Below are 25,678 nucleotides of genomic sequence, written 5' to 3'. Positions count from 1 at the left end.
CCTGCATTATAAACGGAACCAAGTTCCGTTTTCAATACCTATTTCGATTTCTTTATTTCAGACCCAAACAGACCCTCTCGGCCTTTACGGTCGAGAGGGTCTATTTGGTTTAGCGTTTGGTTTAGCATTCCGTTTAACGCCGCACGGTTAATCCATCCGCGGCGGAGGCGTGATCCGCGATCGCGGTGCTGCCGGCAATCCGGCCGAACGTAAAGATGTCCGTCAGCGAGTTGCCGCCCAGCCGGTTCCCGGCGTGGATGCCGCCCGCAACTTCGCCGGCCGCGTACAGTCCCGGAATAATCTGTCCGGATTCGTTCAGGACGTGAGTCTGCGTATCGATCTTCAAGCCGCCCATCGTGTGGTGAACGGCCGGTTTGCGCGGCGTGGCATAGAACGGAGCGGTCGCGACTTTCAGGTCGAACGCGCTTTTGCCGAATTCCGGATCGTGTCCCTGATCGACGTAAGAATTGTATTTGGCGATCGTATCGACCAAAGTCGCGGGTTCCACGCCGATTTGCCGCGCCAGTTCTTCCAGGGTATCGGCCCGGAACAGGGTGCCTTTCGCCACCTGCTTGTCGATCTTGTCCTGGTTGGTGTTATAAGCGGTTTCTTTGATCTTGTCGTCGGCGATCAGGTAGAACAATCCGCCGTTGTCGATCGCGGCGATCGACAACTGGTCGCGGCTGCCGTATTCGTTTACGAAGCGCTTGCCCTGTGTGTTGACCATGACGAAGTTCTGCGGCGGCACCTGAAGTCCGCTGAACAAAGCCCCGGTCTGCGGATCGGATACCGGCATCATTTGCGAGAAGCCCATGCCGACCAGATCGGCTCCGGCGCTCTGGCCGAGCCGAATGCCGTCGCCGGTAATCGCCGGCGAATTGGAGGTCTTGATCTCGTCGTCGATCTCGCTCCAGAACGTGTTGTACTGCTTGAGCATCTTCGTATTGGCCCCGAAGCCGCCGGAAGCCAGCACGACCGCTTTCGCATGAACCGTAACCGTTTGGCCGGCGACTCCGGTCCCGACGATCCCGCTTACCCGGCCGTCCGCTTCGATTATCAGCCGCTCGACCGGGGTATCGGTAATAATCCGGCCGCCGCTGCCGCGGACGAACTGCTCCAAAGCCGCGACGAACGCATAGCCTTCGTGCTTGACCGGCTTGTGGCCGCGGCGCCACAGCGCGCCGACCGGCATCGTGACGTCGTTGTAGTCGAATTCGACGCCCAGTTCTTCCAGCCATTTCACGGATTCCAGCGCCCGATCCGTCAGCACTTTGACCAGATCGTACTGCCCGTGGATGGCATTGCCCCGGAGGTCGGTCCGTTTGCCGCCGAAGTACGTCTGCATCCGGTGAAAAATAGCGGAGTCGAACAAAAATTCTTTACCGTTTTTCGTTTCGTCGAGGTAATCGGCGACCTGCTGTTTGAAGATCCGGAAATCCGCCAGATACTCGGCATCCACCTGTTCTTCGGCGATCGCCGCCAGTTCCTGCAGCGTGTGCCCTTCGCCCGGGATCGCCGCAAACTTGCGCTGCCACTGCGGATCGGCGGCGTTCATCGGACCGCCGGTCCGTACGGTGTTGCCCCCGATCGCCGGGAACTTCTCGACGATGATCACATTCTTGCCCTGCTGGAGCACGCTCGCCGCCGCGGCCAGTCCGGCGCCACCGGCGCCGACCACGATCACATCCGTTTCGTACTCCTCGTCGCCGTGATTGATCGCGCTGTCGGCTTTCGGCCGCTTTTTCAGCACATCCGGGTTGGCGCCCGCCATCTTGACGGCTTTCGACACCCCGTCGATCACGCCGCTGCTGGTCACCGACGCCCCCGACAGAATATCCACGTTCAGCGTTTGGCCTTCGATGATCTGCGTCGGAATCCGGGTAAACACCACATCCGCAATCCCCTGCGATTCCCCCGACGTGTCGATATCGATCTTCTCGATGCGGGTCGAGCTCAGCTCCACGGTCATCGGCAGATCGCCGTTGTGCCCGGGCGCGGTGACGCTGTACGTGCCCGGTTCGAACGCGACTTCTTCGGGGACGTTCAGCAGATTGGCGACCCTGGCAAAGCGCATAAACCGGTAGAAGCAGCTTTCCAGGAAATCCACCGTCCGTTCCGATTGGATATTCCCCGCGTCGTCGAACGCTTCGTGCGCGCGGCCCAGCAGGAATTCGTAACCGGGCATCACGCTGGCGTTTACGCCGGGCGCGTCCAGGATCTGGCGCAGGTGCAGCTGAGCGCGCGACGAACCTTGAACGTCGTAAGCGGCGCCGACAATCATCAGGGGCTTTCCGTCGAGCGGATGCAGATTGTACGACAGCCATTCCAGGATACTTTTAAGCGCGGAAGGAATGGAATGATTGTGCTCCGGCGTGGCGATAATGACTCCGTCCGCTTCGATGATCTTGGTATTGAAGTTCTGGATCACCGGAGTTTGGGATTGATCCTCGGATTCGTTGAACATCGGGACGTCTTTCAATTCCAGGATTTCGATCTCCGCTTTGGCGCTAAAATGAGACTGCATAAAAGCCAGCAATTGGCGATTATAAGATTTCTTCGCGTTGGTGCCTACGATCCCGATGAATTTCATTGAACCCCGCCCCCCTGACTCGCTTGTTCCCATGTGAACTTTTTATTCTGCTCCGTTTTGAACGAATGGTCCTGGACCAGCCGGTTGTTGATCTCGACGAACAATTGAAATTCTTCGAAGATCTCGTCGAGTTCCTTGAGTTTATCGGCATAGACCAGGTTTCCTTCTTCGTCGAAAGCGTTCAGCGAATGCCCCAACAGAAATTCCGAGCTCGGCAGCACGCGGGCTTTGAGTTCCGGGGCATCCAGGATTTGACGCAGATGCGTTTGAGCCCGTGAAGTCCCGAGTAGGCCGTGCGAAGCGCCCACGATCAGGACCGGTTTGTTGATCAAAGGACGGGTCGTATACGAGATCCATTCGATCACGCTTTTCAAAGCCGCGGGAATGGTATGGTCGTACTCCGGAGTCGAAAAGATCACGCCGTCCGCCGCCGCGATTCGTTCACACAGCTCCTGCACTTCTTTCGGCGCGTATTTGTCCTCGGGTTCGTCGAAAGCAGGGATTTGTTTAATTTCGCAAATTTCGATCTCGGCCCTTGCAGAAAAATGCTTGCTCATAAATTGCAGCAGTTTGCGGTTCGTCGATGTATTCGAGTTCGTGCCTACAATAGCAATCAGTTTCATAGTGTTCTTCCTTTCCGTTATTTGTGAATAAATGCACAAGCAAGAGTAAAAAAATAGAGCTTCTTCCCGCTTCCCTTTACAAATCGATTTTAGTATGAAAAAATGCTTTTGTGAAATACGCATTCTATTATCGGGCCATAATAAAACTCTTATCCCATCTTTCATAAGAGAGCAGGTAATCGCCATGACTTCGACCGATTCGTCCCATACCCTCCATTACCTCGATTCGATCCTCAAACACGGAAGCTATACCAAAGCCGCCAAAGATCTGTATGTGTCGCAGCCTTATCTGACGCAGCTGATCAAGCGCATCGAACAAGAAATCGGCACGGAGATCCTCAATCGCCAGACTTCCCCGATCCAGCTGACCGAAGCCGGCAAACTGTATTACGAGTACCTCATGTCGCTCGAACTGGCCCAGGAACAATTTCATCAAAAGATATCTCGATATTCGACGCAGGATACCCGCACGATCAAGATCGGTATTCTGTCCAGTCTGGGAACGTATCTGCTGCCGCTGTTTTTGCCGGGCTTTCTGGAAAAGCACCCGTCGATCCGGATCGAAATTCGCGAAGACTTCTCGGAAACGAACGAAATGCGCGCCATGAACGGCGAGCTGGACTTTTTTATCGGCCAGAACCCGGAGACGCTCTCGCCAAGCCTGGACGTGGTATCCTGGGGGCCTCACGGGTACTACGCGGTGATTGCGGACGGCTCAAGCTTCTATGCCGCACATTCGGAAACGCCGGAAGACATTGGACTCGACATCAAAACCCTGCTGCAACAGCCGCTTGTGCTGACCAAAAAAGGCTCTTCGATTCGCCGGCAGCTGGACCATCTGTTTCAGAAGTTCAAGATCAAGCCGAATATCGTGCTGGAAAGCCATAACATCTACACAATTCTGGAGCTGGCCAAAAAAGGCGCAGGCGTGGCTTTTGTCCCGTACAGCATCTGCCCGCCGGAAACGCCGCAAGGCTATCGCCTGCTTCCGCTGCCGCTCGATTTGCTGTCGATCGACTATTTTATTGCGCATGCCAAAAATAAAACGCTGTCTCCGGTCGAAAAAGATCTGGTCGCTTTGTTTGCTATTACGTGCGTTCAAGATATGGATGCAAACCGCTCGTAACCGCCAGCTCGTTCCCATCGGTGATAACCACGCCTTCGATTCCGTCGACCATATTGAGCGTGCGAATGATCTCCACCGCGCTTTTGCCGAACAAACGGGTCGACCAGATTTCTCCGGCCAAAGACTCCTCCGACACGATCGTCAAGCTCGCCACATCGCTTTGCACGGGATAGCCGGTTCGGCTGTCGAAAATATGGTGATACGGCCTGCCCGAAATCTCCAGCTTCCGCTCGTAAATCCCCGACGTGACAATCGACTGGTTCCGAATTTTTAGCAGGATAGCGAAGTTCCCCCGCGGCAGCCGCGGGTTCTGAATGCCGACTCTCCATAAACCGTCTGCGTGCGCAGGATTATTGCCAAAAGTCAAAACGTTGCCGCCCAGGTCGATAAAGCCGGACGCTGCGTTTTGCTGCTTGAAATAAGCGACGATTTTATCCGCGAAATACCCTTTTGCCAGCGCGCCCAGGTCGATCTCCATGTGTTCCTTTTGCAGAAAAACGGACTGACGTTCTTCGTCGAGCATGATGCCGCGCGGGTCGATCAATTGCAGGCACTCTCGGATCGCGGCGTCGGACGGGTGTCTGGCATCCGCAAAACCGATCCGCCAGGCCTTGATTAAAGGACCGATCGCGATGTTCAGCAGGCTGTCTGCGATCAGGCTTTCTTTTTGGCCGATATGGATGAGTTCAAACAGATCGGCGTCGACGGAGACCGGGCTGCGGCCGGCTTGACGATTGATCCGCATCAAGTCGGAGCGGGCGTTGTTGGCGCTGAAGCGCTGTTCGTAGTCGGCGAGCCGCTTTTCCGCCTCAGTGAGGAGGACGGCTACGTTTGGGTGTTGAAGGGCTATTTGGATGACGGTACCCATAAGGCGGATTGATGTTTCTTGCATGGCGCAGCTATTTCTCTTCATATTCTTCTTCGATATCTATGGCGTCGGGGTTTAAACCCAGGTCTTTGGCTGCTTCCCGGGTCGAACCATACTCTTTATCGGGATCGATTCGGCTGGACAGGTCCGTTTCGTGCTCGTCCGCATTATACCCATATACCGCCGCAACCCGGAACGTTTCCTCGGCCCCCGTGCTTTCTGCCCGGTCGTAGTCTGACTGAATCACAATAACGATTCGGATCATTGAACTCATTGCAAAAACTCCTTCCGATTGGATGGATTTTGGTGATTATGAGCATGATATCAGATCATTGATTGGATTGATAGTTTTGGTTTCATGGCCGTTTCTGATCGTACATATGGAGACGAGGGGAGTCGAATCCCTGTCCGAAAATAAGTGAATATAGCCAAGCTGCGCTGGGTGTAGTCACGGTTTTGATGTTATCTTTGCCACTTATTCTGTTTTCGTATAACGGCGACCTGTGTAGGGTTCTCCGCTTTCGATATACGGTTTAACGAATTCAAAAGTATCCCTTAAACATCTGACATCCCAATTATCACAGCGATTCTTTCTATCCACTGGATCGTAATGGTGATGGTGAGGCTCCGAATTTACGCGGTATTCTTGCGGTGTATTGGGATCGTCATGGGGCTCATTTCCCCAGGATGTTATGTGATGCAGTTGTATACCCTGCTTTGGCACAATGATCATCCACCGGTACTCGTGCTTTGTAACATATCCCTTATCATCGTATTTCTCATAGGCTCTCAACCCGGTTATTCCGTGAACAGGATGAGCTTTCAAGGGGAAAATAACGAGCAATGATTTTCTATCCCGTTTATAGCTGCCATAGATCGATTCTCTATCTTTAAAACCGGTGTGATTTTCCAAAAGCGATCCAAAATCCTCTAAGATTTCATTAATGTCTGCGGGCAGAAGAAGTGTATCGTTGTCCGTATACTTCAAAACCCTTTCTCCTCTCCCGCTATTCTAAGGATTTCGTCCATTTCTTCGGTAAGGTCTTTCCAGCGATATAAATCAATTGGATCATCCAGTTCGCTTTCATGAACGGTGAAGGCTTCCTGATAAGTTTTTTTGCTATATTTCAATTGTAAATCGGTAATCTCGCGGTTGATGTCCACTAAGCGATCTGCCGGGGTTTGCTCAAGCATTTTCTTTTTTTGATGATTGATTTGCATACGAATGGAGTAAACCGGATCTCGCATCAATTCAACCGCATGTTTGGGAATCTTATTTTGAGATCCATTATCCATGCACTCCAAACCTTGCTTGATATATTTGTTTAACGTGACTTTTGAAATGCCCAATATCGCGGCTGCATCCTTCGGTTTGAGTAAATAATCTTCATGATAGATAAACTCAATCGAGGTACCGCCAAGATCGTAATACCAGGTTTCAAAATCGATTTTGAGCTTTCCAAAGTCCAAATTATTCGCCGGTAAAGGCATGGCAGACAGACGCTCCAGCCACTTAAAAAGGTTCTTTTTATGCTTAGAAGAGAAAAGATATTCATCGGTGTATTTAAACTCTTCATTGCTTATTTTGATACCGACAAGTTTGTCCGAAAAAAGAGTCGACAACAGAGCCAGGATCTTAGTGAAAATATAGTCCGTCTCTTTTTCAATATACAGCTCGTCTTTTTGCGCGAATGCCAGTTCGATCTGACGATGTGAATATTCATATATTCCTTTGGACATGTTTATCATCTCCTTGTGTTTCTATTTTACATCTAGTTTTCGATTTTTCAATATCGATAACTAACGTTTATTCAAAAATAATACTCATCGAAATACAGAAAAGACCGTCTTCTTAGACGATCTCACTGTTTGTACATATAGTCATCTATAACACTTTTGGACCAATCCGCTATAAATTCCGCCTGATAAATCAATTTGCGTATGTTTTAGAACAAAAGTGCCGGATAAGTTCGTTTCTACTGCAAAGTTTTTACTGCTTTGAATCAAAGAACGTATCTTCTTGCCGGATTGCCGACCCGCAGACAGGTCTGCACTCCTGCGGTCTTCGAGCTTTAATGTTCGAGCAATCTGGTCCGGATCAACGAGTTCGCCCAGCTGCTCTCTCATTTGCAGGCTGAGGGTACTCTTTCCTGCACCATTTGTTCCCGCAAAAACCGTCATGACCGGTTTTTGTCTATTCATGAAATTCAAATTCCTGCCGGTTTCCGGCTTGATCGAAAATGATCTCAAACTTCTTGCCCTGCGCATCTTCACGAATCCGCTTGTTATCTTTCATATAATAAAGGGAGACTCCTGATTCTTTTGCCTGTTTACGCGCATACTGATTCGCTTTTTTCAAAATTTCTTGAAGTTGGTCCCGATCCGTCATCATTCTAGTCGCCCTCCATTTTTTATTAAGCCTACTTATATCATAAACAAAGAAACCATCAACCCGGTTACGGCTGATGGTTTCTGATCGTACATATGGAGGCGAGGGGAGTCGAACCCCTGTCCGAAGGCAACGCAGCATAGGCTTCTACGGGTGTAGTCACGGTTTTGATGTCACCCTAGGAACTCCCCGTAACCGGATTCCCTTCGGGTCAGCCTGATTGTCTTCTTCCGTTTACCCCCAGGCGGAGACTAAGCGGCGTATCCCACTATAGGTTGGGCCCTCATCCCGGCACATGGGCGATGCTGAGCGAGAGCACGCATCACAGTTTCTTATTTATTGATTTCTTTTTCAACAGCTTCATACATTTCAGAATCAACTTCATAAGCTCTATCTTCAACTTCAACGATATACCTTGAAACCTTACCAGTAAGAATATTTTCGTCAGTGCGAACCGAAGTTTCTCTTGGAATAATATCAATTTCGTTTCCAAATTTATCTGTGAAAGTTTTACCCATGATCTCACCTCCCTAAATTTAGTTCTATACCATATATTACAATATAATTTCAAAAAAATCTAGCTATATAACTTGGTACAACAAAATGAGACCACCTAAGAGTGCGGTCTCATTAGTCATATATAGAACCTAAACGACGCAGTAAAAGTTTCGAAGAGTATAAGCTACGGAGTTTAGACTTTATATAGGCCTAGTATTGTTCTTTCAGCATAATTATCCTTAGTCTATGACTATAAATAAAAACTGACCATTCGAAGATAACTCTTGATATACTATTTAAAACCTCTATGACCGTTCGGGCGCTTCATAAATTAAAGAAGGATCATATTTATTGTATTCACTCTCTAGCTTAGAAAAATCAACAGAATTGTCTACAAAAACAGCAAGCTTTGATTTTGTTACTTTCTTATAAACTTGCGTGGCTTTTTTTGTAACAACCTCAATATTATTTTTTATGTAATCATATTCAGCAAATAAGAGTCTTTTGTATTTTTCATTAGTCTGTTTTTCAAAATCTATGTATTCAAGTTCAGATTCTAATGCTGGATGCATATTGTTAATTTTTAAACAAGAAATAACCACTTCTTTATAAGAATCATCTGATTGCTTTTGTAGTTCCTTAACTTTAAAGGTCATTTGATTGTTCCAATTCGAATCATACTGCGAGGTGAGGGGGATAATATAGTTAATACCGTTTAACATAATACCAACGGAAACACTTGGTCTAGACTTTCCTTCTTTATGACTCATTTCAATTTTATGATCTATTCTTCGCAAATAATTATTATAGTTTTGACTCATCCGAAAAAATTTAACTTTTCCTTCTTCAAAAACAGATTCTATTTCTTTTGTATTATTCGCTAAATCCTCTGATTTTTTCTCTGTATTCAATGAGAACATTCTCCTTTCAGAATATAAGAAAAGACAGCCAAATCGGCTGTCTTTTCTTAATCATTGTACATTTTGATCTTTCGATCTGGAAGTACAACTCCAAATTTACAAGGCACATTTCGATCTTTCGATCTGGAAGTACAACTCCAAATTTACAAGGCACATTTCGATCTTTCGATCTGGAAGTACAACTCCAAGTATGAATTCTAATTGAGATTATATTATATTTTGTATAGTTATTATATACAAAACATTTTCTCTTGTCAATAATCAAAATATTTGAGTTAGAAATCAGAAAATGCATGTATCAAAACTTTTTCAAAAGCAAAGATACCTCCCAAGACTTTTTATACAACTCTCTACAGGATCGTTTAATTTAGTATTTAGCAATCATGATTTTTCAAAGATCTAAATAGCATTTGATTAAACAAATGTGCCGGTGATTGATTGCATTCTTGCATCATACGATCACCGGCTAATATAAAATGCTTTACATCTCTGCTACAATAATTCTTTGAAGCAGTACTCTATCTTCGTTATCAAAGTTTATTGTAATGTAGGCTCGTTTCGTCTCCCTTTCTACCTTCACCTCCGCCACAAACTTCCTCACCCACTGTCAACATCTGGGGATTCGGAACTTCTGCATCCAACAAGCCAATCAACGTCTGCATATCGTACTTCACCGACGCAATGTATTCTTCCGGAATCACAACGTCGCCGACCGTCTCTTTAACCGCATCATACTCCGTTGTCTTTTCCGATAACTCCGCCTGCATCTCATCCAAGATCTCCTGATGATAAGGCTTTGCTTTTCCGCTTCGCATATCTGCTTCAACAGTCTGTATCCGTTTCTGCAAAAATCCAATCTCCGCTTCCAAACTCACGGCCTGCTGAATCGAATGACGGTGCTGATCAGCGTAGTACAATCGAATTTCTTCCTCCAACTGATTGTCCATCAACAGCCGCATCAACGTCGTACGCAGTTTGTTGGTCACAATCTCCTCGATGCGTTCTTTGCGCCAGCCGATATACGGGCAGAACTCTTTCCCTTTACGCAAATAGCCGCCGCAAACGTAATATTTCTGTCCGCCGCTTTTTGTGCGTGATGACGTTGAATTGCCGACCATGCGTGTGCCGCATTTATCGCACACCATCATTCCCCGAAGCCAAAAAGGTGATGCTGGCTTACCTGATGCCCGATGTGTTTCGCCGCCGCCGTTGTGTCGTTGCTTTGCCACTGTCTGGCATTGGTCAAACAGTTCTTTGGTAATGATTGCGGGATGCGCATTTTCGGTGATGATCCATTCGGAACGATCGCGCCACTTCTTCCCTTTTGTCTGATAGTCCTGTTTGTTCCATACTTTCCGGCCGATGTACGTTTCATTGAAGATGATTGCGCGGATCGTACTTGTCGACCAAGTTCCTCCTTTTTGCGTCGGCACTTTGCGCTCGTTCAATTCTGAAGCAATACGATGATACCCTTTGCCTTCAAACGCATACTGATTGAAGATCCATCGCACCGTGTCGATTTCTTCGCGCGCTCCCGGCACCCAGACGGTTTTCGTTTTCTGATGACCCAGTGCAATATGCTCTGTGCGATATCCATAAGGCGGCGTGCCCCCGTTGTTGTAGCCCTGCTTCGCGTTCTGCGTCATTCCTTTGCGAACTTCAGTTGCAAGGTTGGCGTTGAAGAACTCCGAGATCACTTCCAACATGCCCTCTAAAAGCATATCTTGCGGCGTCGCCGCTTCCGTCTGCTCGGTGATCGAAATGACTTTGACCCCGTGTTGCGCGAGGAGCGCTTTGTATAGAACGTGATCGTCGCGCTTGCGAGAAAACCGATCAAACTTATGCACGACCACAGCTTCAAACGGACAATTCGAACGTTTCGCTATCGCAATCATTTTCTGAAATTCGGGACGATCATCGGTCTTCGCGCTTTTCCCCTTTTCAATGAATTCACTGACGACAATCCAACCTTTATCCTGACAATATTGATGGATCGCTTTTTGTTGCGCCGGAATGGACAGCTCTTTCTCTGCCTGGCGATCCGACGATACTCTTACATAAATAGCTACTTTCATTGAAAATCTCTCCCTGCGCTTAAATTTGGGCATAAAAAAAGCAGGTATACCGGATGACCGATATACCTGCTTGGAAAACGACTTCTATTCAGTTGGATTTGTGTTTGCGTGAATCGAGCGAAGCTTGCGCCGCATCCCATACTTTCTGATTAACAATAGCGGGATGCGTGTCTTTTGTGACAATCCATTTCTCTTCAGGATTACGCTTCGCTTCCGCGATTGCTTTGCGATTCCATACGCGATGACCCAGATAAGCGGGATTGCGAAGCATGGACAGCACTGTGGAAGGTGACCAGCGCTTCTGTAAGTCTGTATTGTAGACATTCAACTCTTTGGCAAGCTTCTTGCCTCCGTAGCCTTGCGCCGCTAATTCAAAGGCTCGTCTGACGACAACAACTTCTTCGTTCGGTCCGAGCTTGTAATTCACTTTGCGTCCTTGACGATCCAGACGATAACCATACGGCGCGCGTCCTCCGCAATGAAATCCTTGAGTGGCGTTTTCACGCATCCCCTTCAATGTTTCGTGCCGCAAATTGACGTTGTAGAATTCGCTAATGATTTCGAGCATCGACTCCAATAGAAAACCATGTGGGGTATCTGCTTCAATAGGTTCAGATACGGATACAACAGCAACACCTTGTTTTTTGAGCAAAGCTTTGTAGATTGCGTGATCTGCACGACTGCGACTGAATCGGTCGAACTTGTGGACGACAATAGCTTCAAAAGTTTTATTCGTTTTTTGTGCGATGCTAATCATTTGTTGAAAGGCAGGACGTTCATCTGTTTTTGCAGATCGAGCTTCGTCAATGTATTCTGCAACGATATTCCATCCGCGTTCATCTGCATAGCGTTGTAATGCTTCTCGTTGTGCAGGGATTGAGAGTTCGCGCTCTGCTTGTTGTTCTGAAGATACGCGAAGATAGGTTACGACATTCATTTGTATGTTCTCCTTGTTTGATGAGTGAGGCATTTCTGACACGACAACGACAACGACAACGACAACGACAACGACAACGACAACGACAACGACAACGACAACGACAACGACAACGACAACGACAACGACAAAATGATGCACGCAGTCAGCTACACTTGAATCACCTCCTTTCAAAGAAATAAAGATTAAATGATTGCAACGCAAAAAAGCCCGATCTTCAGTAGAAGATCAGGCTTTTGAGGTCATCAATATTGTTTATTAAGCTATTTGATTAGTGTGTTTGTGTATTGCTTTCCTAATTGATTCAATCGCTCTGTACTTTCATTAAAAGCTTTACTTGGAATCCAGATGTAGAGTTCTTCTGAATCATGCTTTCTGATTGCTTTGTACGCTTGCGATATTGGCGTAAAAGAGGATGCAGTTTCGAGTTTTGAGACTGCTTCTTCAGGATCGACGACGAAATCCATACCTTCTACTGTTTGCATAATAGAGGCGAGAACAACAGCAGTCTGTTCCCGTGTGTATTTTTGATTAGATCTAGTTTCGAAAATAAGTCTACGATCCCCATTCGTTGCCTTTAAATATGCAACCGTAATGAGTACATACTCGTTTTCTTCACACGGATTGCCGCTATCAATTTCATCTTCATCATCTGCTATAAAGCTATTTGTATGTTGTTCTAATTTTGAATTTCGTGATCGAATTATGATTGGTACATATTCATCTTCATAAAAATCATCAAAGAAGATATCCATCTTTACATTGAAATCTTTGCTTATTGCACGCAACGTTTTCGAAGGAATATCCTGAGAGTTTTTCTCCAGATGCACAAAATTAGATTGAGATACACCAATGCGGTTGGCACAACTTTGTCCGCTGTATTCTCTTCCGTATGTCTTCAGCAAGATATTGCGTATATATCTAACTCTTCCACCGATATTCAACGTACTTAACTCCGCGTAATCATTCCAAGTCAATTCGATTGCATTGTCATCACTCATTAGTTGGCTCCTTCAATTCGTATTATTTTAATCATAACTCAATTAATTTATTTTTCAATATGTATTTAAATTTCGATAATTAGTTGTACAATGGGTTTATCATTTTGGTTTTGTCTGTAATACGTATAACAAGTACCCCTTTAACGGGACATTTATAAGGACGGTGTACGTTTATAATGTTCGATACTATAGCAATAAGGTGCTCAATCCCTGCAATATGCCAGAAACATCTGTCAACCATAGACTGGGAACGTACAGGCACAAGTCTTCAGCACAATGGAATTAAAGAACATATCAGCACGTTTAAAACAATTCGACGAAAAAAGACGAAGTCTTCGATGCCTTATATAAGGTACTCACTCTCCGATAAAGATCCAGCAAAAGCTTTTATAAAAGTTGAAGTCTCGATTCCAAAGTTCCTATATGGAAACAATGTAGATGAGATAACAGAAGCAGATGTTGCTTCCTTCTATAAGAAACTACGCAGGTATGTAGCGAAGCAGTTACATATGTCCACAAAAGACATTCCACCTATTCGACAATGGAAAGTTATCAAACTACATGTATGCAAGAACTTCAATGTAGGTAAGCATGTACAAGCCTATCTTAAAAGTTATTCTCAGTTGAGCCGGCCCAAATATAAGCAACAAGCTTATTTTGAACGGGGCGGCCCTCAAGTGGAAACTGTAGAATGGAGAGCACGAACACGAAAGGAAAAAGTGTACGATAAAAACCGTGAGGTAAAACGTACAAAACAACACAGCAATAAAAATTCAGCTTTGAAAGATAGCAAAGGAGTTTTACGCTATGAGATCGAATTGTCCCAGCAAGAAATTTATCGACAGAGTAACAACACACGGTTAGTAAAGAAACTGCTAACAAAGTCCTTTGCCCACGAAATTTTAAACAAGGGACTTCTTGAACTACAAAGGCAAAGTATCGTTCAACTATCAGACGTTCGTAGCTCCCATCAAAAAATAAAAAAATATGGATTGAACAAAAGACAAGAAGATTGCTTAATTGCACTCTTGTATAACATTGAAGCTTACGGCGAAGCCTTTGTTAAAGAAAATGAGTCCAAGAGTAGTTTTCATAGAAATATCACTCTCCTGAAAACAGTGCTTCAAAAAGATGCTTCGGCTCCTGAACAGTTACTTCCTTTGTCGTTGGACGATTATTCTGAAATCGATTTTGAGGAAGAGATTTATTGGATAGATTAAGATTATAAGAAGCCGTACTATAAGCGGCTTCTTATATACTCTAATAATCTCTCTTACATCAATCCATTCTCCTTCATCGAATAAAATGAATCGCCGCCGATAATAACATGATCCAACACCTCAATCGACATCAGTCGCCCGGCCTCCACGAGTAGAGCCGTAACATTCCGATCTTCCTGCGACGGAGTAGGGTCTGTACTCGGATGATTATGAACGCAGACGATTGAGGCCGCCGAGCGTTGTATAGCGATCCTGAAGACATCCAGCGGCTTCACGATCGCGGCGTTTAGAGAGCCAATAGAGATGGTCTGCGGCGATCCAATCATAATATTCTTAGTGTTGAGTGTAAGGATCACAAAGTGTTCCTGCGTCAGCCACTTCATCTGAGGAATCAATAAGTCAGCTACATCTTTTGGACTGCGAATGGTGTAACGTTGTCCGTATACAGGTGCATTGATTTTTTGAGTGAGTTGAATAGTTGCCAGAATACGCTGAGCCATTGCCGGTCCGATTCCTTTGATACGTGTAAGCTCGTGTTCTGATGTATTCATCAATTCCGTAAGCGTAGCGTAGTTTTCAAAAAGTGCGACTACAACGGCTGAGTCCTTTTGCTGACCGATAGCTCTTGCAAACAGTGGGCGGATCATCTGCATTTGAACGTTCATGCTTTCCATTCTCCTTTAAAATGCAAACAGGGAAGATCAACGTGATCTCCCCTTGAATGCTTTGTATGTTTGGTTTATGATGAAGCCAGTTGAATTTTATCTGGGTCGCCTTCGTGGGCGGCCTTTTCTTTTTGTGACAGGATTTGACCTTGTCTTTTTACAACGCCGACAGAAGTCAAGCAACAGCTCACAGCACACCGTTCCCTTGCCTCACAACATACGTAATCAACGTCTCTACATCCCCGTCGTTCAATGCCACGATTTCATACCGACCGTTGCCTTTGCATACCGAATAAACGAACCCTTTGCACTCGCAATAACCCAAGTACTCCTTCTCCTCGCTTCTTTTCAAAAACTCAAACGTCATCTTCTTCTCCTCCTTCATTTGGTAGTCTTACAATCCCGACAATTTGCTTGCGTGCCGCTTCATCTCTTGCGGAAACTCGCGGCGGAAATAAGCCACCATCCAGCGTGCGGCTGTCTCATCGTTCACCTGGTACGCCCGGCGGCAATAGGCATACAACACCGTTCCAGCCATACGAATGTCTCCGTTCACAACCAGTTGCTTCAACAGGGTTTGCATGTCCGCAGACAGCTCTCGTTTTTCGCTCATTACAATCTCTCCCTTCCCTGTTTCCGGCTTCTCTCACCACCGGCGTTCTCTCTGTTTTGCCCAACGCAAATAGCCCGCTTCAATAAGAAGCAGGCTGTTGTTTGCGTGTGGCAAGGAATACCTACAATGATGTTTGGGTAATGCGATTGCCCAGATCGTTGCGTTTCGGCATCACTACTTTCGAGTTAGATGTTTTGCGTATAACAAAAAAAGGACCGTCACTCACCGGCAACAGCCAGTAAGAAACGGTCCTGAGAATAGGGGTGGGGCATGAAACGGCAGGCCACCCCTTTCTATATATACAAGGTGGTACCAAGAGAAAATGTGTGCATTTTTTCGGCCTACAGGCGATTATTTTTGGTCAAGAGCGCGACCGATCAATGGTCTTTAGAAATTCTCGCGAAGTACTAAGAATGAACTCGATCTCTTCCGGCGTTCGATCAACCAGAAGGGAATGTAAGGACTCCAACTTCAAACGAGACTCTTCGTCGGCACTCATACGCTCGTTAACATCCTCAAATAACTGTGCGGGCTTAATGCTTAGTGCGTATACAAGTTTGCCGAGCGACTCCAACGAAATATTGCGTGTTCCCCGTTCGACGTCGCTCACATAACTAAAGCTCAAGCCGGACATTTCCGCCAACCGTTCCTGCGTCAGCCCTCTAAGTTTTCTATGCTTGCGTATTTGTTCACCGACCATACGGATAAAATCTTCCACGTCATCACCTCTACCTCAAGCTTATTGGAGGGGATGACAGACTCTTATCCTAACATTGACTAAAATTTAACTACACTTATAAGAGTAATATAGAGTATAATAACGCTGTATTTGAGGAGTTTCTCAAACCGTCCAAAAGATTACAGGGGGAATTTACATGTCATTGAAAAGAACTTCGGCATTACTTGTCGCAGGATTTATCGCTTTTAATGTATCAGGAACTGCATCTGCACTCCCGCAATACGGAGAAGAATTGCAAGACGCGCCTACAACAACAGCTTCGTCCGTCAGCTTTTCCGATGTACCTTCAAATTACTGGGCCAACACCTACATCAGCGAGATGGTCACGCGCAATGTCTTCGCCGGTTATCCGGACGGCCGCTTCCGGCCCGACAAACCTATTTCAAGAGCTGAGGTTGCCAAGATCGTGATCAGCGCGGCCGGCTTGAAGCCCAGCAAGGTAAACTATTCCTCGTTCAACGACATCAAATCGACCGATTGGGAATCGCCATTCGTTGAGACTGCCAAAGACTATTTGAGCGGCTACCGCATCGCCAATGGGCAATACATTTTTAACCCAGACAAACCCGCTACACGCGAAGACATTACGGTCGCTCTCGTCAAGCTCAAAGGCTACGACGTCAACCGTCTCGCCGATCGCAGTCTCATTCAAGCGATGTTTAAGGACTACGCGGGCATTTCCGAATCCGCTAAAAACTACGTCGCCGTCGCCGTTGAAAACGGACTTGTTTCCGGCTACCAAGACGAGACGTTCCGCCCGCAGGCTCCTGTTACCCGCGCCGAAGCCGCAACGCTCCTCTGGCGCGCCTATCAATATGGCAACGATAACACACAGATCGGCGGCAACAATCCGACAACAATGAATCCGGGTACAACGACACCTCCTGCAACGAATCCTTCCTCGCCGACAACGCCGTCCAGTCCATCGACAACAACACCTACTCCCGACACCGCCGCAGACAAGTTCACAGTCGAAACCTTGATCGGCGGCGCAGAAGGAAATGTAGATGGGCCGGTGCGCAAAGCCCGCCTGCGTCATGTCGTCAGCATGGCCGCAGACAACAACAATCAGGTTTACTTTCTCGACGACCAAGAAAGCAAAGTATTGATCCGCAAGCTGGATACAAAGAACGGTTCCGTTGAAAAGATCCAAGTCGATTCCCGCTTCGATCTGGATTACAAAGATGCCGACGGTAAAGTCCAGCATATCGACCACAAGTATGTCACTCCAACCAAGCTCGCTTACAACAACGCCGATAACAAAATGTATATGATGACCGACGATGCAATTATTTACGACATTACTTCCGGCATACAAGCCGTTGCTTGGGATCGCGAGTATCGAGATGATTACCGTACTCGGCGCAATACGGCGATTAACTTTCTTACTTTCACGGATACGGGTTCTGCTGTCTACAGCCTCGGCACATACTCCAGTGTATGGGAAACGGAACTGAATGCCTCCGAACCTGCACAGCCGCAACCGATTGCAGACAGCGTACTCTATGAATCGCTAGGATTGGATAGCCATGCTTCCGCTTTTGTATCGGGCAATACGCTGAACGTTGCAAGTCTCGACAAGCTGTACCGTATTCAGCTTTTCCCTGCGAAGGTTGACGTTGTCGCTTCCTACAAAGCCGAAACCTTCGACAACATCGCCGGCTACGAAGGCAGATTGTACGGAGCGCTCGGCGGTGACGTTTACGAATTGAAAAGCGACGGTGGCAGAAAAACATTCATCGAAGCCGACGACCTGACCTACACAGATGGAACAGCACTTTCACAGCTCGACCAGATGACTTTTGACAGCAACGGAAACATTCTGTTCTTCGACTTTGCAACTCACTCGATCCGCCGCATCAATCTGTAATCTGCGGAGAAGCAGGGAGAACGCCTGTGATTGCGGATGTACGTAGTCCAAGGACAAGCATACGAACGAATATTGCAGAGGGGGACAATCGTGGAAACAACAGCTTTTGCGTTGAAGGCGATCGGCGCAATCATTCAAGTATCCAGCATCATCTACATCATCGTGGCAATCGTAAAAAGAAAAGCCAAACACATCTTCATCGGCATTATCCTGCTGATTATTGCAATCGTATTATTGAATATGGCGACCAAAATGGAAGACCGTATCCGTAGAGGCGATTACTACGGAATACATTCCGAGGTCACTGTCAATGAATTGCAAGGCTGACGAGAAAGGAATCATCGAACATGACAATGCGTAAAATGCTCGTTGTATGTCTGATCCTGTTGGCTACAACAACGCTGGCCGGATGCTCGACAATCGAGCGTATGCTTGGAGGTTCAGGTGAACACCGATCCAACGGCGGTATGTTCACAGAGCTGAATTTGGCGATAAGAGACGACGATCTCGAAAAAGCAAAGAAAATGATCGCCGAAGGCGCCGACGTCAACGAAGCCGCAAACTACGGCGGCGGAGATGCCATTTACGTCAGCAATCTTTCACTGGCAATCAACTTCAACGACGATCCTTATGAAATGGTTGTATTACTGATGGAGAACGGTGCAAGGTTAGAAGACGATATTGTTGCGTTGTATAACGCTATTGAGGACGGCCATTACGATGTCATCCAATATCTCCTCGACAACGGCCTCGATCCTAACGAAGGAATGCAGTCCGCTGTCACCAGTGAGCATTTAGACATTCTACAGTTGCTACTCGATTATGGTGCCGATCCGAATGAAGGCGTTACGCTGGCGAAGTTGAACTACAATGAAGAAGCGTTGAAGATGTTATATGCGGCTGGAGCGACGGTGGAGGAGTAACTTAGTGCAGTAGGGTTGATGCAATACAACGACAATGCATCTGTACAATTCAGATGGGACGGACTTTCTGCGGATGGATGTTTGGATACAACGGCAGAATGAAGAAAGAGCAAAGAAGACGCGGACGCCTTCTTTGCTCTTTTTGTGTTTTGGAGTTTTAAGCCGAGTAGGTTAGGATATTTTTAGTGTTTTCGCCAAAGTAGGTTACAAAATAGAATGAAGCCGGATAAATAGATGTGAGAAGTAAAAGCAGAACTGATGCCAGCTGAGCAAGAATAAACAGCCTAATACCGAAGTTCATGCACGACTTAAATAGGTACTTAGAGAAAAAGTTTCTTTTAAAAATCACCAACACCCAATAGCCGATTTACAATAAGCGGACTCAGAATTTCGAGAATCTGGCCTATATTTAAAGAATTAAATTTCCCGATACATTGAGGACCACTGTTAAAGACTTTTTTAATAAAAACTCATTTTATTCTTGTTCCTTTTGATCTTCTGTAGATTCTAATGATTTCTTGATATCTTCATAATATTGAGATAAATGAATATGCGCATCTTGATGTATATGGGTTCTAACATCAATCGCAAATATTTCACGTCCCCATAAATCAAGCGACTTTTCTTTTAGCTTAGCCCAGAGCGAGCCTAACACTCTTCGCATAGGAACAAGATAATCCGATCCATTTGTTCGTAATTTTTCAGGAGAAAACTCTTTAGCCATTTCACTTCTCATATCTCCCGGAAGCTTAGAATAAAGATCATTATATACTTCATTGTTAAATTCGTAATCAAGCCTATGCGCAAACTTATTTCGAATCTGATTAACAAAACTCAAACTGTCATATAGCTCTTTCTCTACGACTCCAATGCTATTGAGCAAATCTAATTTCTGAATATAAAATTGGAGTTTTGTTTTCTCGACCTTTATAGAAAACTTACTCAACAGATTTTCTATTTCGTTTTCTATGAAAATGTGAGATCTTAGAACAACGATCAATAACTCATCGCTTGTTGTCGTTCTAAAAAATTCTTCCCACGATTCTCGATATACCTTTTTGGTTGCTTCAGTATATAAAGGCTTTATACTTTCTAATAATTCTTCCGTATTCTGTTCTTCCGACATTACATTCACTCCTTTTCAATATCTCAATTTTGATAACCGTTACTTTAAACAGAAATGCCTTTTATTTATTACGGATTGTAAATCGCTTAAATAAACGATTAAAACGAGCGAGGGATAGATATGGGAAATAAATTAGCACGTAACCATCACTTTTTACCACAATTTTATCTAGCTGGCTTTACTAATCAAGGCTCTAAAAACAATCAACTTTGGGCATTGGATCATCAAACGGGAAGGCAATGGGAAGCTAAGCCTCGAAATGTAGCGTTTAAAAAAGATTTTTACAATATAGATTTACCCGCCAACGAGACAGACGATTTCGAAAAGGCACTTGCCGAAATAGAGAACTTGGCCGCTCCGGTTATCAAACGCGTACTAGAAACAAAACAAATACCTGCTGATCAAGACTATGAAATTTTCATCTGTTTTGTAGCCCTTCTAGCATGTCGCGTGCCCGCAAGAAGAGAAGTTTTTGATGGAATGATGAAGGAAGTAGTTAGTATATGGAGTCAATTATTATTTCAAACTCCGGAAAGATATGAAGCTTATATAAAAGAAGTTCAGGAAAATACAAAGGGCGAAAAAAGAGTAACAAGCTATGAAGACATGAAAGCTTTTGTAGACGATGAATCTCGTTATAAAATCAACTTCTCAAATAACACGTACTTACAAAATATGATTACTCAGTTAGATGTTTTGATACCTCTTTTACTCAAAAGAAACTGGACATTGCTATTTGCCGATACTAGGAATAGTTATTTTGTATGCTCTGACTCTCCTTTAAATCTGCATTGGACACCAGAGGGGAAAGGCATTTGGGGGCCAGGATTTGGAGTTTCGAATACAGAAGTAACCCTGCCTTTGAGCAAAGATATTATGTTGCTGGGTCGGTTTGAAGAAGTAATGCCTGCGCAATATATTTCGCGCGAAGATACTGCTCTGATGAACAGCTTTACAATAGACGACTCAGAAAAATACGTGTACTCAAAAGACAACAATTTCATATGGCGTAATCCTTCTGGTCTAATTGCAGACAAAAAAGATTTGATCGAATTTTTCAGATTGCTAAAACAAGAAGAAGAGCGCGAAAAATCGTAAGCATAAAACTCGTTTCTATTTTAAAAGATTGTTTGATAGTTCCAGTTCTCAATTTTCCAAGCTGATCCCGGCTTTCCTCTCCGAACATATCTGTTTGCCTCATCACTGTTCGTTAAGGTGTACGTATGACGATAAATTGAAGTAACATCTTCTTTTTCGATTTTCAGATCAACTTCCACTTTTGTAACAGCGGCCGCCGTATCTTCTATGCTTAATATCTCAAATCCCTTTAATACAGCATTCCCGATTTTTTGCTTAACTTTCTTTAGCTTTGGGCTATCGTCAACTTTTTCCCAGTAGATTAGTTGAGACATATTACCCCAGTTCTTTTTCATCCATAATTCTAAGAATGTCTTCAAAATCATTTCGGGTGTGTCTTCTTGAAATATAAAATTTTCATTTAAAGAGATTTCACGCGGTTGCCATTTTTGCAGTTCACTACTTTCTCTACTTGTTTCTAAAAGTCCTGCAAACTTCTCGCGTAGACTTTTTTCTGGTTCTTTAATAGGGGGTTTGTCTGTACCTTTTTCTACTTTCAAGGCCCAATCCCTCAGAGAAAATAAGGTTGCCCATGTTTTAGCGGCTACAAGTTTACTGTCATATTCCAAATCTCTTCCATGCAGAATCCCGTTTCGATAAGGTAGTGTTATTTGTTCAACGTTAGTTGATTTTTTTCTACCTTTCCTTAAAACACTCGTAATTTGTCCAAGCCCTTTACTATGGGCGGCAAAAGAATTCCAGGCTTCAAATTCTACACCTTCTGCAAAAAAGCCTTTGTTAGATTCATGAATCTCATTTACTAATCCATCTAAAAGAGCTAATACAACAGGAACACAAGCATGGTATCTTCCTTCTTCATAATCAATCAGAGCCTTGTGCGCAAGGCGCATTCTTGGACGAAATGCTTTAATCCCCTGCATCATAGATAAATACAATCTTGTCGTATCTGCATCATAAAATTCAACTAAAACTTGTTCAGTATCATCAATGTTTCCGGTTTCTGCTACTCGTAAAGCTTCTCTCGCTATATCTACATTCATCATGTCATAAAGTATCCATCCACGCTCAGCAAAAGTATCGTTAAATCGGTCAGGAATGGTAGCAAACTCATTTAAGTTACCGAACTTCTTTTTTATATCTTCTAGAGGAGTTGCGATTTTTTGAACATCAATACCAAACTTTTTTAGAAATGGCGAAAATACCTTTATTACTTTTCGAGCAGTTTCTGCGTTTTTTAGTTGCTTCTCTGCTTCTTGGATCATAGGTAAATTTCGAAGCTTAGATTCGTCTTCATTTCTTTTACTATCCATTCATTTTTCACTTCTTTTCTATAATAAATTTTGGTTACTTAATCCAACTCTATCGAAGCTCATTTTTCGCGCTTCTACCTGAATCAGATAATTTAAGTCACTCGGTCGCATCACACGATTACTTGCACCTATCCTTTTATAATAAGAAAGTTTATGATCTTTACGAAGCGCGATAGGCTTATTGTCAGATTCCTGCACTTCAATTTCTAAAATTCGCCCACCTGTACCAGAAATCAACCTACATTCATGTATATAAGGCTTTATAAGTACATGACCTTCAATTCGATCATCAAAAGCATTCAGTATTTTTTGACTTTCCGCATCAGTATTTTCGATACCTATAAAATTCCCATCGTCATCTATACCTAAATATATGGAGCCACCTTCTGTGTTTGCGAATGCACAAATACTTTTTAAAATATTATCATTTTTATCATTTGCATTATCTTTTTTATACTCTATATTCAAACCTTCACCCTTTGATTCAATTATATTTTCAAGATTCCTAGAATCATCATCTTCAAAAAAAACATCATTCTGTGCAAAAAATGCACTCTTCATTTTGGATATAATACGTGAATCCATAACTTCGTCTTCAAGGCATAAATAAAGATACACCTCTTGCGGCTTTTCTTCTAAATTTATCTGAACCTTTTTGTTATCGCTTATTTTAAATACTTCTACTAGTTCCGGGCTTTTAGCATATATTTTAAGTTCACTTTTTATCGCATCTCTTCCCTCTATAAAAACTTCTAGATTATTATTTTTTACTATAACTCTTTCTATCCATGTACGATCGTCGATAAAGTTAAAATATAAAAATGGTAAGTCAGAGGGGTACTCTTTGAAAGAATCAAAGAGATAAAATATTTCTGCATCTTTAAGAGTAGGAAAGTGCGGTAGTCCTTTTTTCTGTTTGATTCGGTATGATTGCTGAGGCATAGATGGCCTAAAATGATTTAATATAACAGTTGTGGGTTTATCGAATGTTTTAAGATTGTCTTGCTGGCCTATTGAAAATCTATTCTCTAAGAACTGTAAATCATTTAGGCTTTCTTCAAAATAAATTACATGAGAAAAAATTCTTTTTTGAATAAATACATGAGATTTTTTCTTGTCTCTAAAATCGTTCAGCGCCTCTATCAATGAATCAATATGTAATTGAAATTTAACAAAGACGATATCTCCATAATCTTTTATGCTTTCTTGAAAATCTTCTTTTTTATCTTGTACGGCTAAGCGTATTAATTCAAAACCTGATTCTTTACGAATCAATTCCATCCTAACGTCCATGAGAGTCTTATACGGTAACTTTTGTAACAATTCCGAATATCGCATTTCTTTCTCCTTTCGACTGCACTTTAAAGTGATTTCTCTATACATAAGACAAAACGTAAAAACTTCTTCAGTAAATTATGCACAAAGTTTCCTTTAGTATATAGGCTCTACCACCACCTATACCATCAGAGTTTCCTATTGTTTATCGTCAGCCGTCCCACAAACCCCACAACCATGCCCTTCAACCAACCACTACGAATCCAAACAACAGAAACGGACACCCGTGGGTGTCCGTTTCTGATGGTACATATGGAGGCGAGGGGAGTCGAACCCCTGTCCGAAGATAACGCAGCATAGGCTTCTACGGGTGTAGTCACGGTTTTGATGTCACCCTAGGAACTCCCCGTAACCGGATTCCCTTCGGGTCAGCCTGATTGTCTTCTTCCGTTTACCCCCAGGCGGAGACTAACCGGCGTATCCCACTATAGGTTGGGCCCTCATCCCGGCACATGGGCGATGCAGAGCGAGAGCACGATTCACAGTTTCTTAGGCTGCGAAAGCGTAGTTGTTTTGTTGTTTGCCATTTAATAGGCTTTAGCGTTGATAAAGCGGACGCGTCCCCACTACCCGCTACCCATGCCCGAACTACCCCCGTCGAATCCATAAACGCCCCCTGATCGGAAAAATGGCGCCCTTCCAAACGGAAGCCGGCGTGCATTTTTCGTAAAAAGGGAACTTCCGGATTAAAGGGCCGTCGCAGGGAACCGTGAGGTTCCGGCACGAGCCGCATTGTACCACAAGTTCGCGCAGCCTTTCCCTCCATAAAAGAAAGAACTGCTCATGAGAGTGCAGCGCACTTCCCACAGACTTAGATTATACCACATTACGCGGTGTAAAGGTAGATTACCCGGTCCGATGCGGCGTAAAACCTAGAAATCATTCCCTGACCGCCCGCCGGGAAGCTCAGCGTCCGACACCTGCTTATAGCCGCGGCGCAAAAGGCATCGAAACGACGGCAATCCCCGACCCGCTTACCGCTGCCTCGACTTGAGCGCCCGCTGGATATCCCGCTGCGCGTCGCGCTTGGCGGCCGTGTCGCGTTTGTCATGCTGCTTCTTGCCTCGGCCGAGGCCGATCAGCAGCTTGGCGTAGCCGTTGCGGACGTAGACTTTGAGCGGCACGATCGTGTAGCCTTCCTGCTTGGACTGGCCGATCAGCTTGCGGATCTGCACCTTGTGCAGCAGCAGCTTGCGCGTGCGCGTCGGATCGTCCGGATTGCTGCGGTTGCCCTGCTCGAACGGGCTGATATGCATATTATGGATAAAAGCCTCGCCGTTCCGGATCGTCGCGAACGCGTCGCCGATATTCGCCCGCGCTTTGCGCAGCGATTTGATCTCCGTGCCGGTAAGCACGAGTCCCGCTTCGTAAGTGTCCTCGATAAAGTAGTCATGGGACGCTTTTTTGTTCTGCGCCAGCAGTTTGCCCTGCTCGGTGTTTTTCGGCATGTTTTGCACCCCCTTGCCCTATGCTCGAATCCCGGCGTCTCCCGGGTTTCTTCTGTAATCAGATTGTAGCAAGCTTGATTGGAAAAAGGCAAGACGGCGGAGCGTACCGACTCGTCGAGCCGCCGTATACCGCCTTCCTCGCGCATGCTTGAACGATTCGTTTTCTTTTGCCTCCTAGCCCGCCCGCCTCGCTCCACCGAATAAATTCTAACGGAACTGAGCAGCACTAAACACAGGATTTGTCAGCTGCAGAAATCGTAACGGAACGAGATGACGTTAACGGCTTGAAAAAACGCTGCTCTAG

Annotated in this window: 25 protein-coding genes and 2 other RNA genes; 6 read left to right on the top strand and 21 right to left on the bottom strand. The window is 45.0% G+C overall.

From position 1 onward, the window contains the following. Positions 1 to 133: 133 nt before the first annotated feature. A complete protein-coding gene (locus tag QWJ34_RS17180; protein ID WP_302729713.1) occupies positions 134 to 2,590 on the bottom strand; it encodes a flavocytochrome c in 2,457 nt (818 codons plus the stop codon). Further along, the gene (locus QWJ34_RS17175) at positions 2,587 to 3,213 is read right to left on the bottom strand and encodes an NADPH-dependent FMN reductase (RefSeq protein ID WP_302729711.1); all 627 of its coding nucleotides are present in this window, start codon (positions 3,211 to 3,213) and stop codon (positions 2,587 to 2,589) included. The genes QWJ34_RS17180 and QWJ34_RS17175 overlap by 4 nt, the downstream gene beginning before the upstream one ends. A 184-nt stretch (positions 3,214 to 3,397) precedes the next feature. Between QWJ34_RS17175 and QWJ34_RS17170 the strand changes: the two genes are divergently transcribed. Continuing rightward, positions 3,398 to 4,339, top strand: coding sequence for a LysR family transcriptional regulator (locus QWJ34_RS17170; protein ID WP_302729709.1), 942 nt, complete (start codon positions 3,398 to 3,400; stop codon positions 4,337 to 4,339). On the opposite strand, the gene QWJ34_RS17165 is transcribed toward QWJ34_RS17170, so the two are convergent. From QWJ34_RS17165 to QWJ34_RS17115, 11 genes are all read right to left on the bottom strand, one after another. Then, a complete protein-coding gene (locus QWJ34_RS17165; protein WP_302729708.1) occupies positions 4,302 to 5,231 on the bottom strand; it encodes an FAD:protein FMN transferase in 930 nt (309 codons plus the stop codon). The two genes, QWJ34_RS17170 and QWJ34_RS17165, sit on opposite strands and share 38 nt — an antisense overlap. 7 nt (positions 5,232 to 5,238) lie before the next feature. Further along, positions 5,239 to 5,481 (bottom strand): hypothetical protein, encoded by a 243-nt coding sequence (locus tag QWJ34_RS17160; RefSeq protein ID WP_302729707.1) that lies wholly within the window; start codon positions 5,479 to 5,481, stop codon positions 5,239 to 5,241. A 201-nt stretch (positions 5,482 to 5,682) separates the two neighbouring features. Next, on the bottom strand, positions 5,683 to 6,195 hold the full coding sequence (locus tag QWJ34_RS17155) for a hypothetical protein (protein ID WP_302729706.1): 513 nt from the start codon (positions 6,193 to 6,195) through the stop codon (positions 5,683 to 5,685). Then, a complete protein-coding gene (locus QWJ34_RS17150) occupies positions 6,192 to 6,947 on the bottom strand; it encodes a helix-turn-helix domain-containing protein (protein ID WP_302729704.1) in 756 nt (251 codons plus the stop codon). The genes QWJ34_RS17155 and QWJ34_RS17150 overlap by 4 nt, the downstream gene beginning before the upstream one ends. 141 nt (positions 6,948 to 7,088) lie before the next feature. Continuing rightward, positions 7,089 to 7,409, bottom strand: coding sequence for a hypothetical protein (locus QWJ34_RS17145; RefSeq protein WP_302729703.1), 321 nt, complete (start codon positions 7,407 to 7,409; stop codon positions 7,089 to 7,091). Further along, entirely contained in the window at positions 7,402 to 7,599 is a 198-nt protein-coding gene (locus QWJ34_RS17140) for a hypothetical protein (protein ID WP_302729701.1), read from the bottom strand. Before QWJ34_RS17140 ends, QWJ34_RS17145 begins: the two co-directional genes overlap by 8 nt. A 90-nt stretch (positions 7,600 to 7,689) precedes the next feature. Beyond that, positions 7,690 to 8,004, bottom strand: a transfer-messenger RNA (tmRNA) gene (gene ssrA / locus QWJ34_RS17135). Between the two features lie 395 nt (positions 8,005 to 8,399). Further along, the gene (locus tag QWJ34_RS17130; protein WP_302729699.1) at positions 8,400 to 9,005 is read right to left on the bottom strand and encodes a type III toxin-antitoxin system ToxN/AbiQ family toxin; all 606 of its coding nucleotides are present in this window, start codon (positions 9,003 to 9,005) and stop codon (positions 8,400 to 8,402) included. Between the two features lie 539 nt (positions 9,006 to 9,544). Further along, on the bottom strand, positions 9,545 to 11,089 hold the full coding sequence (locus QWJ34_RS17125) for a recombinase family protein (RefSeq protein WP_302729697.1): 1,545 nt from the start codon (positions 11,087 to 11,089) through the stop codon (positions 9,545 to 9,547). A gap of 88 nt (positions 11,090 to 11,177) precedes the next feature. Continuing rightward, positions 11,178 to 12,026 carry a recombinase family protein gene (locus QWJ34_RS17120; protein ID WP_302729695.1) on the bottom strand — a complete coding sequence of 283 codons (849 nt, stop codon included), beginning with the start codon at positions 12,024 to 12,026 and terminating at the stop codon, positions 11,178 to 11,180. A 263-nt stretch (positions 12,027 to 12,289) separates the two neighbouring features. Further along, entirely contained in the window at positions 12,290 to 13,027 is a 738-nt protein-coding gene (locus QWJ34_RS17115) for a helix-turn-helix domain-containing protein (protein ID WP_302729694.1), read from the bottom strand. Between the two features lie 176 nt (positions 13,028 to 13,203). Here QWJ34_RS17115 and QWJ34_RS17110 point away from each other — a divergent pair, with 176 nt between their 5' ends. Further along, the gene (locus QWJ34_RS17110) at positions 13,204 to 14,247 is read left to right on the top strand and encodes a hypothetical protein (protein WP_302729692.1); all 1,044 of its coding nucleotides are present in this window, start codon (positions 13,204 to 13,206) and stop codon (positions 14,245 to 14,247) included. Positions 14,248 to 14,300: 53 nt separating this feature from the next. On the opposite strand, the gene radC is transcribed toward QWJ34_RS17110, so the two are convergent. The 3 genes from radC to QWJ34_RS17095 form a co-directional block, all read right to left on the bottom strand. Continuing rightward, the gene (gene radC / locus QWJ34_RS17105; RefSeq protein WP_302729690.1) at positions 14,301 to 14,912 is read right to left on the bottom strand and encodes a RadC family protein; all 612 of its coding nucleotides are present in this window, start codon (positions 14,910 to 14,912) and stop codon (positions 14,301 to 14,303) included. 394 nt (positions 14,913 to 15,306) lie between these two features. Further along, on the bottom strand, positions 15,307 to 15,525 hold the full coding sequence (locus tag QWJ34_RS17100; RefSeq protein WP_302729688.1) for a hypothetical protein: 219 nt from the start codon (positions 15,523 to 15,525) through the stop codon (positions 15,307 to 15,309). 361 nt (positions 15,526 to 15,886) lie between these two features. After that, positions 15,887 to 16,243: a helix-turn-helix domain-containing protein gene (locus QWJ34_RS17095; protein WP_302729686.1), complete on the bottom strand. Its 357-nt coding sequence runs from the start codon at positions 16,241 to 16,243 to the stop codon at positions 15,887 to 15,889. A 157-nt stretch (positions 16,244 to 16,400) separates the two neighbouring features. On the opposite strand from QWJ34_RS17095, the gene QWJ34_RS17090 reads away from it, so the two are divergent. From QWJ34_RS17090 to QWJ34_RS17080, 3 genes are all read left to right on the top strand, one after another. Next, on the top strand, positions 16,401 to 18,134 hold the full coding sequence (locus QWJ34_RS17090) for an S-layer homology domain-containing protein (protein WP_302729684.1): 1,734 nt from the start codon (positions 16,401 to 16,403) through the stop codon (positions 18,132 to 18,134). Between the two features lie 90 nt (positions 18,135 to 18,224). Then, complete coding sequence (locus QWJ34_RS17085) at positions 18,225 to 18,461, top strand: hypothetical protein (RefSeq protein WP_302729682.1); 237 nt, start codon at positions 18,225 to 18,227, stop codon at positions 18,459 to 18,461. 20 nt (positions 18,462 to 18,481) lie between these two features. Further along, positions 18,482 to 19,057 (top strand): ankyrin repeat domain-containing protein, encoded by a 576-nt coding sequence (locus QWJ34_RS17080; protein ID WP_302729680.1) that lies wholly within the window; start codon positions 18,482 to 18,484, stop codon positions 19,055 to 19,057. Positions 19,058 to 19,532: 475 nt separating this feature from the next. Here the strand turns inward: QWJ34_RS17080 and QWJ34_RS17075 are convergent, their stop codons facing one another. After that, entirely contained in the window at positions 19,533 to 20,183 is a 651-nt protein-coding gene (locus tag QWJ34_RS17075) for a hypothetical protein (RefSeq protein WP_302729679.1), read from the bottom strand. A 120-nt stretch (positions 20,184 to 20,303) separates the two neighbouring features. On the opposite strand from QWJ34_RS17075, the gene QWJ34_RS17070 reads away from it, so the two are divergent. Continuing rightward, the gene (locus tag QWJ34_RS17070) at positions 20,304 to 21,281 is read left to right on the top strand and encodes a DUF4238 domain-containing protein (protein ID WP_302729677.1); all 978 of its coding nucleotides are present in this window, start codon (positions 20,304 to 20,306) and stop codon (positions 21,279 to 21,281) included. Positions 21,282 to 21,301: 20 nt separating this feature from the next. On the opposite strand, the gene QWJ34_RS17065 is transcribed toward QWJ34_RS17070, so the two are convergent. The 4 genes from QWJ34_RS17065 to smpB all read right to left on the bottom strand — a co-directional run bounded on the left by QWJ34_RS17065 (position 21,302) and on the right by smpB (position 25,374). Next, on the bottom strand, positions 21,302 to 22,591 hold the full coding sequence (locus QWJ34_RS17065; protein WP_302729675.1) for a hypothetical protein: 1,290 nt from the start codon (positions 22,589 to 22,591) through the stop codon (positions 21,302 to 21,304). Between the two features lie 18 nt (positions 22,592 to 22,609). Then, positions 22,610 to 23,872, bottom strand: coding sequence for an AlbA family DNA-binding domain-containing protein (locus QWJ34_RS17060; RefSeq protein WP_302729674.1), 1,263 nt, complete (start codon positions 23,870 to 23,872; stop codon positions 22,610 to 22,612). 304 nt (positions 23,873 to 24,176) lie between these two features. Further along, positions 24,177 to 24,543: a transfer-messenger RNA gene (ssrA, locus tag QWJ34_RS17055) on the bottom strand. Between the two features lie 357 nt (positions 24,544 to 24,900). After that, the gene (gene smpB / locus QWJ34_RS17050) at positions 24,901 to 25,374 is read right to left on the bottom strand and encodes an SsrA-binding protein SmpB (protein WP_302729672.1); all 474 of its coding nucleotides are present in this window, start codon (positions 25,372 to 25,374) and stop codon (positions 24,901 to 24,903) included. Between the last annotated feature and the right edge of the window lie 304 nt (positions 25,375 to 25,678).

The organism is Saccharibacillus sp. CPCC 101409, from assembly GCF_030518235.1.
Classification (GTDB): Bacteria; Bacillota; Bacilli; order Paenibacillales; family Paenibacillaceae; genus Saccharibacillus.
This window is presented reverse-complemented; position numbering and strand designations above follow the sequence as displayed.

Bases quoted from the DNA above. Each gene is read 5' to 3' on its own strand.
- QWJ34_RS17180 (WP_302729713.1), bottom strand. From the start codon at position 2,590: ATGAAATTCATCGGGATCGTAGGCACCAACGCGAAGAAATCTTATAAT.
- QWJ34_RS17175 (WP_302729711.1), bottom strand. From the start codon at position 3,213: ATGAAACTGATTGCTATTGTAGGCACGAACTCGAATACATCGACGAAC.
- QWJ34_RS17170 (WP_302729709.1), top strand. From the start codon at position 3,398: ATGACTTCGACCGATTCGTCCCATACCCTCCATTACCTCGATTCGATC.
- QWJ34_RS17165 (WP_302729708.1), bottom strand. From the start codon at position 5,231: ATGCAAGAAACATCAATCCGCCTTATGGGTACCGTCATCCAAATAGCC.
- QWJ34_RS17160 (WP_302729707.1), bottom strand. From the start codon at position 5,481: ATGAGTTCAATGATCCGAATCGTTATTGTGATTCAGTCAGACTACGAC.
- QWJ34_RS17150 (WP_302729704.1), bottom strand. From the start codon at position 6,947: ATGTCCAAAGGAATATATGAATATTCACATCGTCAGATCGAACTGGCA.
- QWJ34_RS17145 (WP_302729703.1), bottom strand. From the start codon at position 7,409: ATGAATAGACAAAAACCGGTCATGACGGTTTTTGCGGGAACAAATGGT.
- QWJ34_RS17140 (WP_302729701.1), bottom strand. From the start codon at position 7,599: ATGATGACGGATCGGGACCAACTTCAAGAAATTTTGAAAAAAGCGAAT.
- QWJ34_RS17125 (WP_302729697.1), bottom strand. From the start codon at position 11,089: ATGAAAGTAGCTATTTATGTAAGAGTATCGTCGGATCGCCAGGCAGAG.
- QWJ34_RS17120 (WP_302729695.1), bottom strand. From the start codon at position 12,026: ATGAATGTCGTAACCTATCTTCGCGTATCTTCAGAACAACAAGCAGAG.
- QWJ34_RS17115 (WP_302729694.1), bottom strand. From the start codon at position 13,027: ATGAGTGATGACAATGCAATCGAATTGACTTGGAATGATTACGCGGAG.
- QWJ34_RS17110 (WP_302729692.1), top strand. From the start codon at position 13,204: ATGTTCGATACTATAGCAATAAGGTGCTCAATCCCTGCAATATGCCAG.
- radC (WP_302729690.1), bottom strand. From the start codon at position 14,912: ATGAACGTTCAAATGCAGATGATCCGCCCACTGTTTGCAAGAGCTATC.
- QWJ34_RS17100 (WP_302729688.1), bottom strand. From the start codon at position 15,525: ATGAGCGAAAAACGAGAGCTGTCTGCGGACATGCAAACCCTGTTGAAG.
- QWJ34_RS17090 (WP_302729684.1), top strand. From the start codon at position 16,401: ATGTCATTGAAAAGAACTTCGGCATTACTTGTCGCAGGATTTATCGCT.
- QWJ34_RS17080 (WP_302729680.1), top strand. From the start codon at position 18,482: ATGACAATGCGTAAAATGCTCGTTGTATGTCTGATCCTGTTGGCTACA.
- QWJ34_RS17075 (WP_302729679.1), bottom strand. From the start codon at position 20,183: ATGTCGGAAGAACAGAATACGGAAGAATTATTAGAAAGTATAAAGCCT.
- QWJ34_RS17070 (WP_302729677.1), top strand. From the start codon at position 20,304: ATGGGAAATAAATTAGCACGTAACCATCACTTTTTACCACAATTTTAT.
- QWJ34_RS17065 (WP_302729675.1), bottom strand. From the start codon at position 22,591: ATGGATAGTAAAAGAAATGAAGACGAATCTAAGCTTCGAAATTTACCT.
- QWJ34_RS17060 (WP_302729674.1), bottom strand. From the start codon at position 23,872: ATGGAATTGATTCGTAAAGAATCAGGTTTTGAATTAATACGCTTAGCC.
- smpB (WP_302729672.1), bottom strand. From the start codon at position 25,374: ATGCCGAAAAACACCGAGCAGGGCAAACTGCTGGCGCAGAACAAAAAA.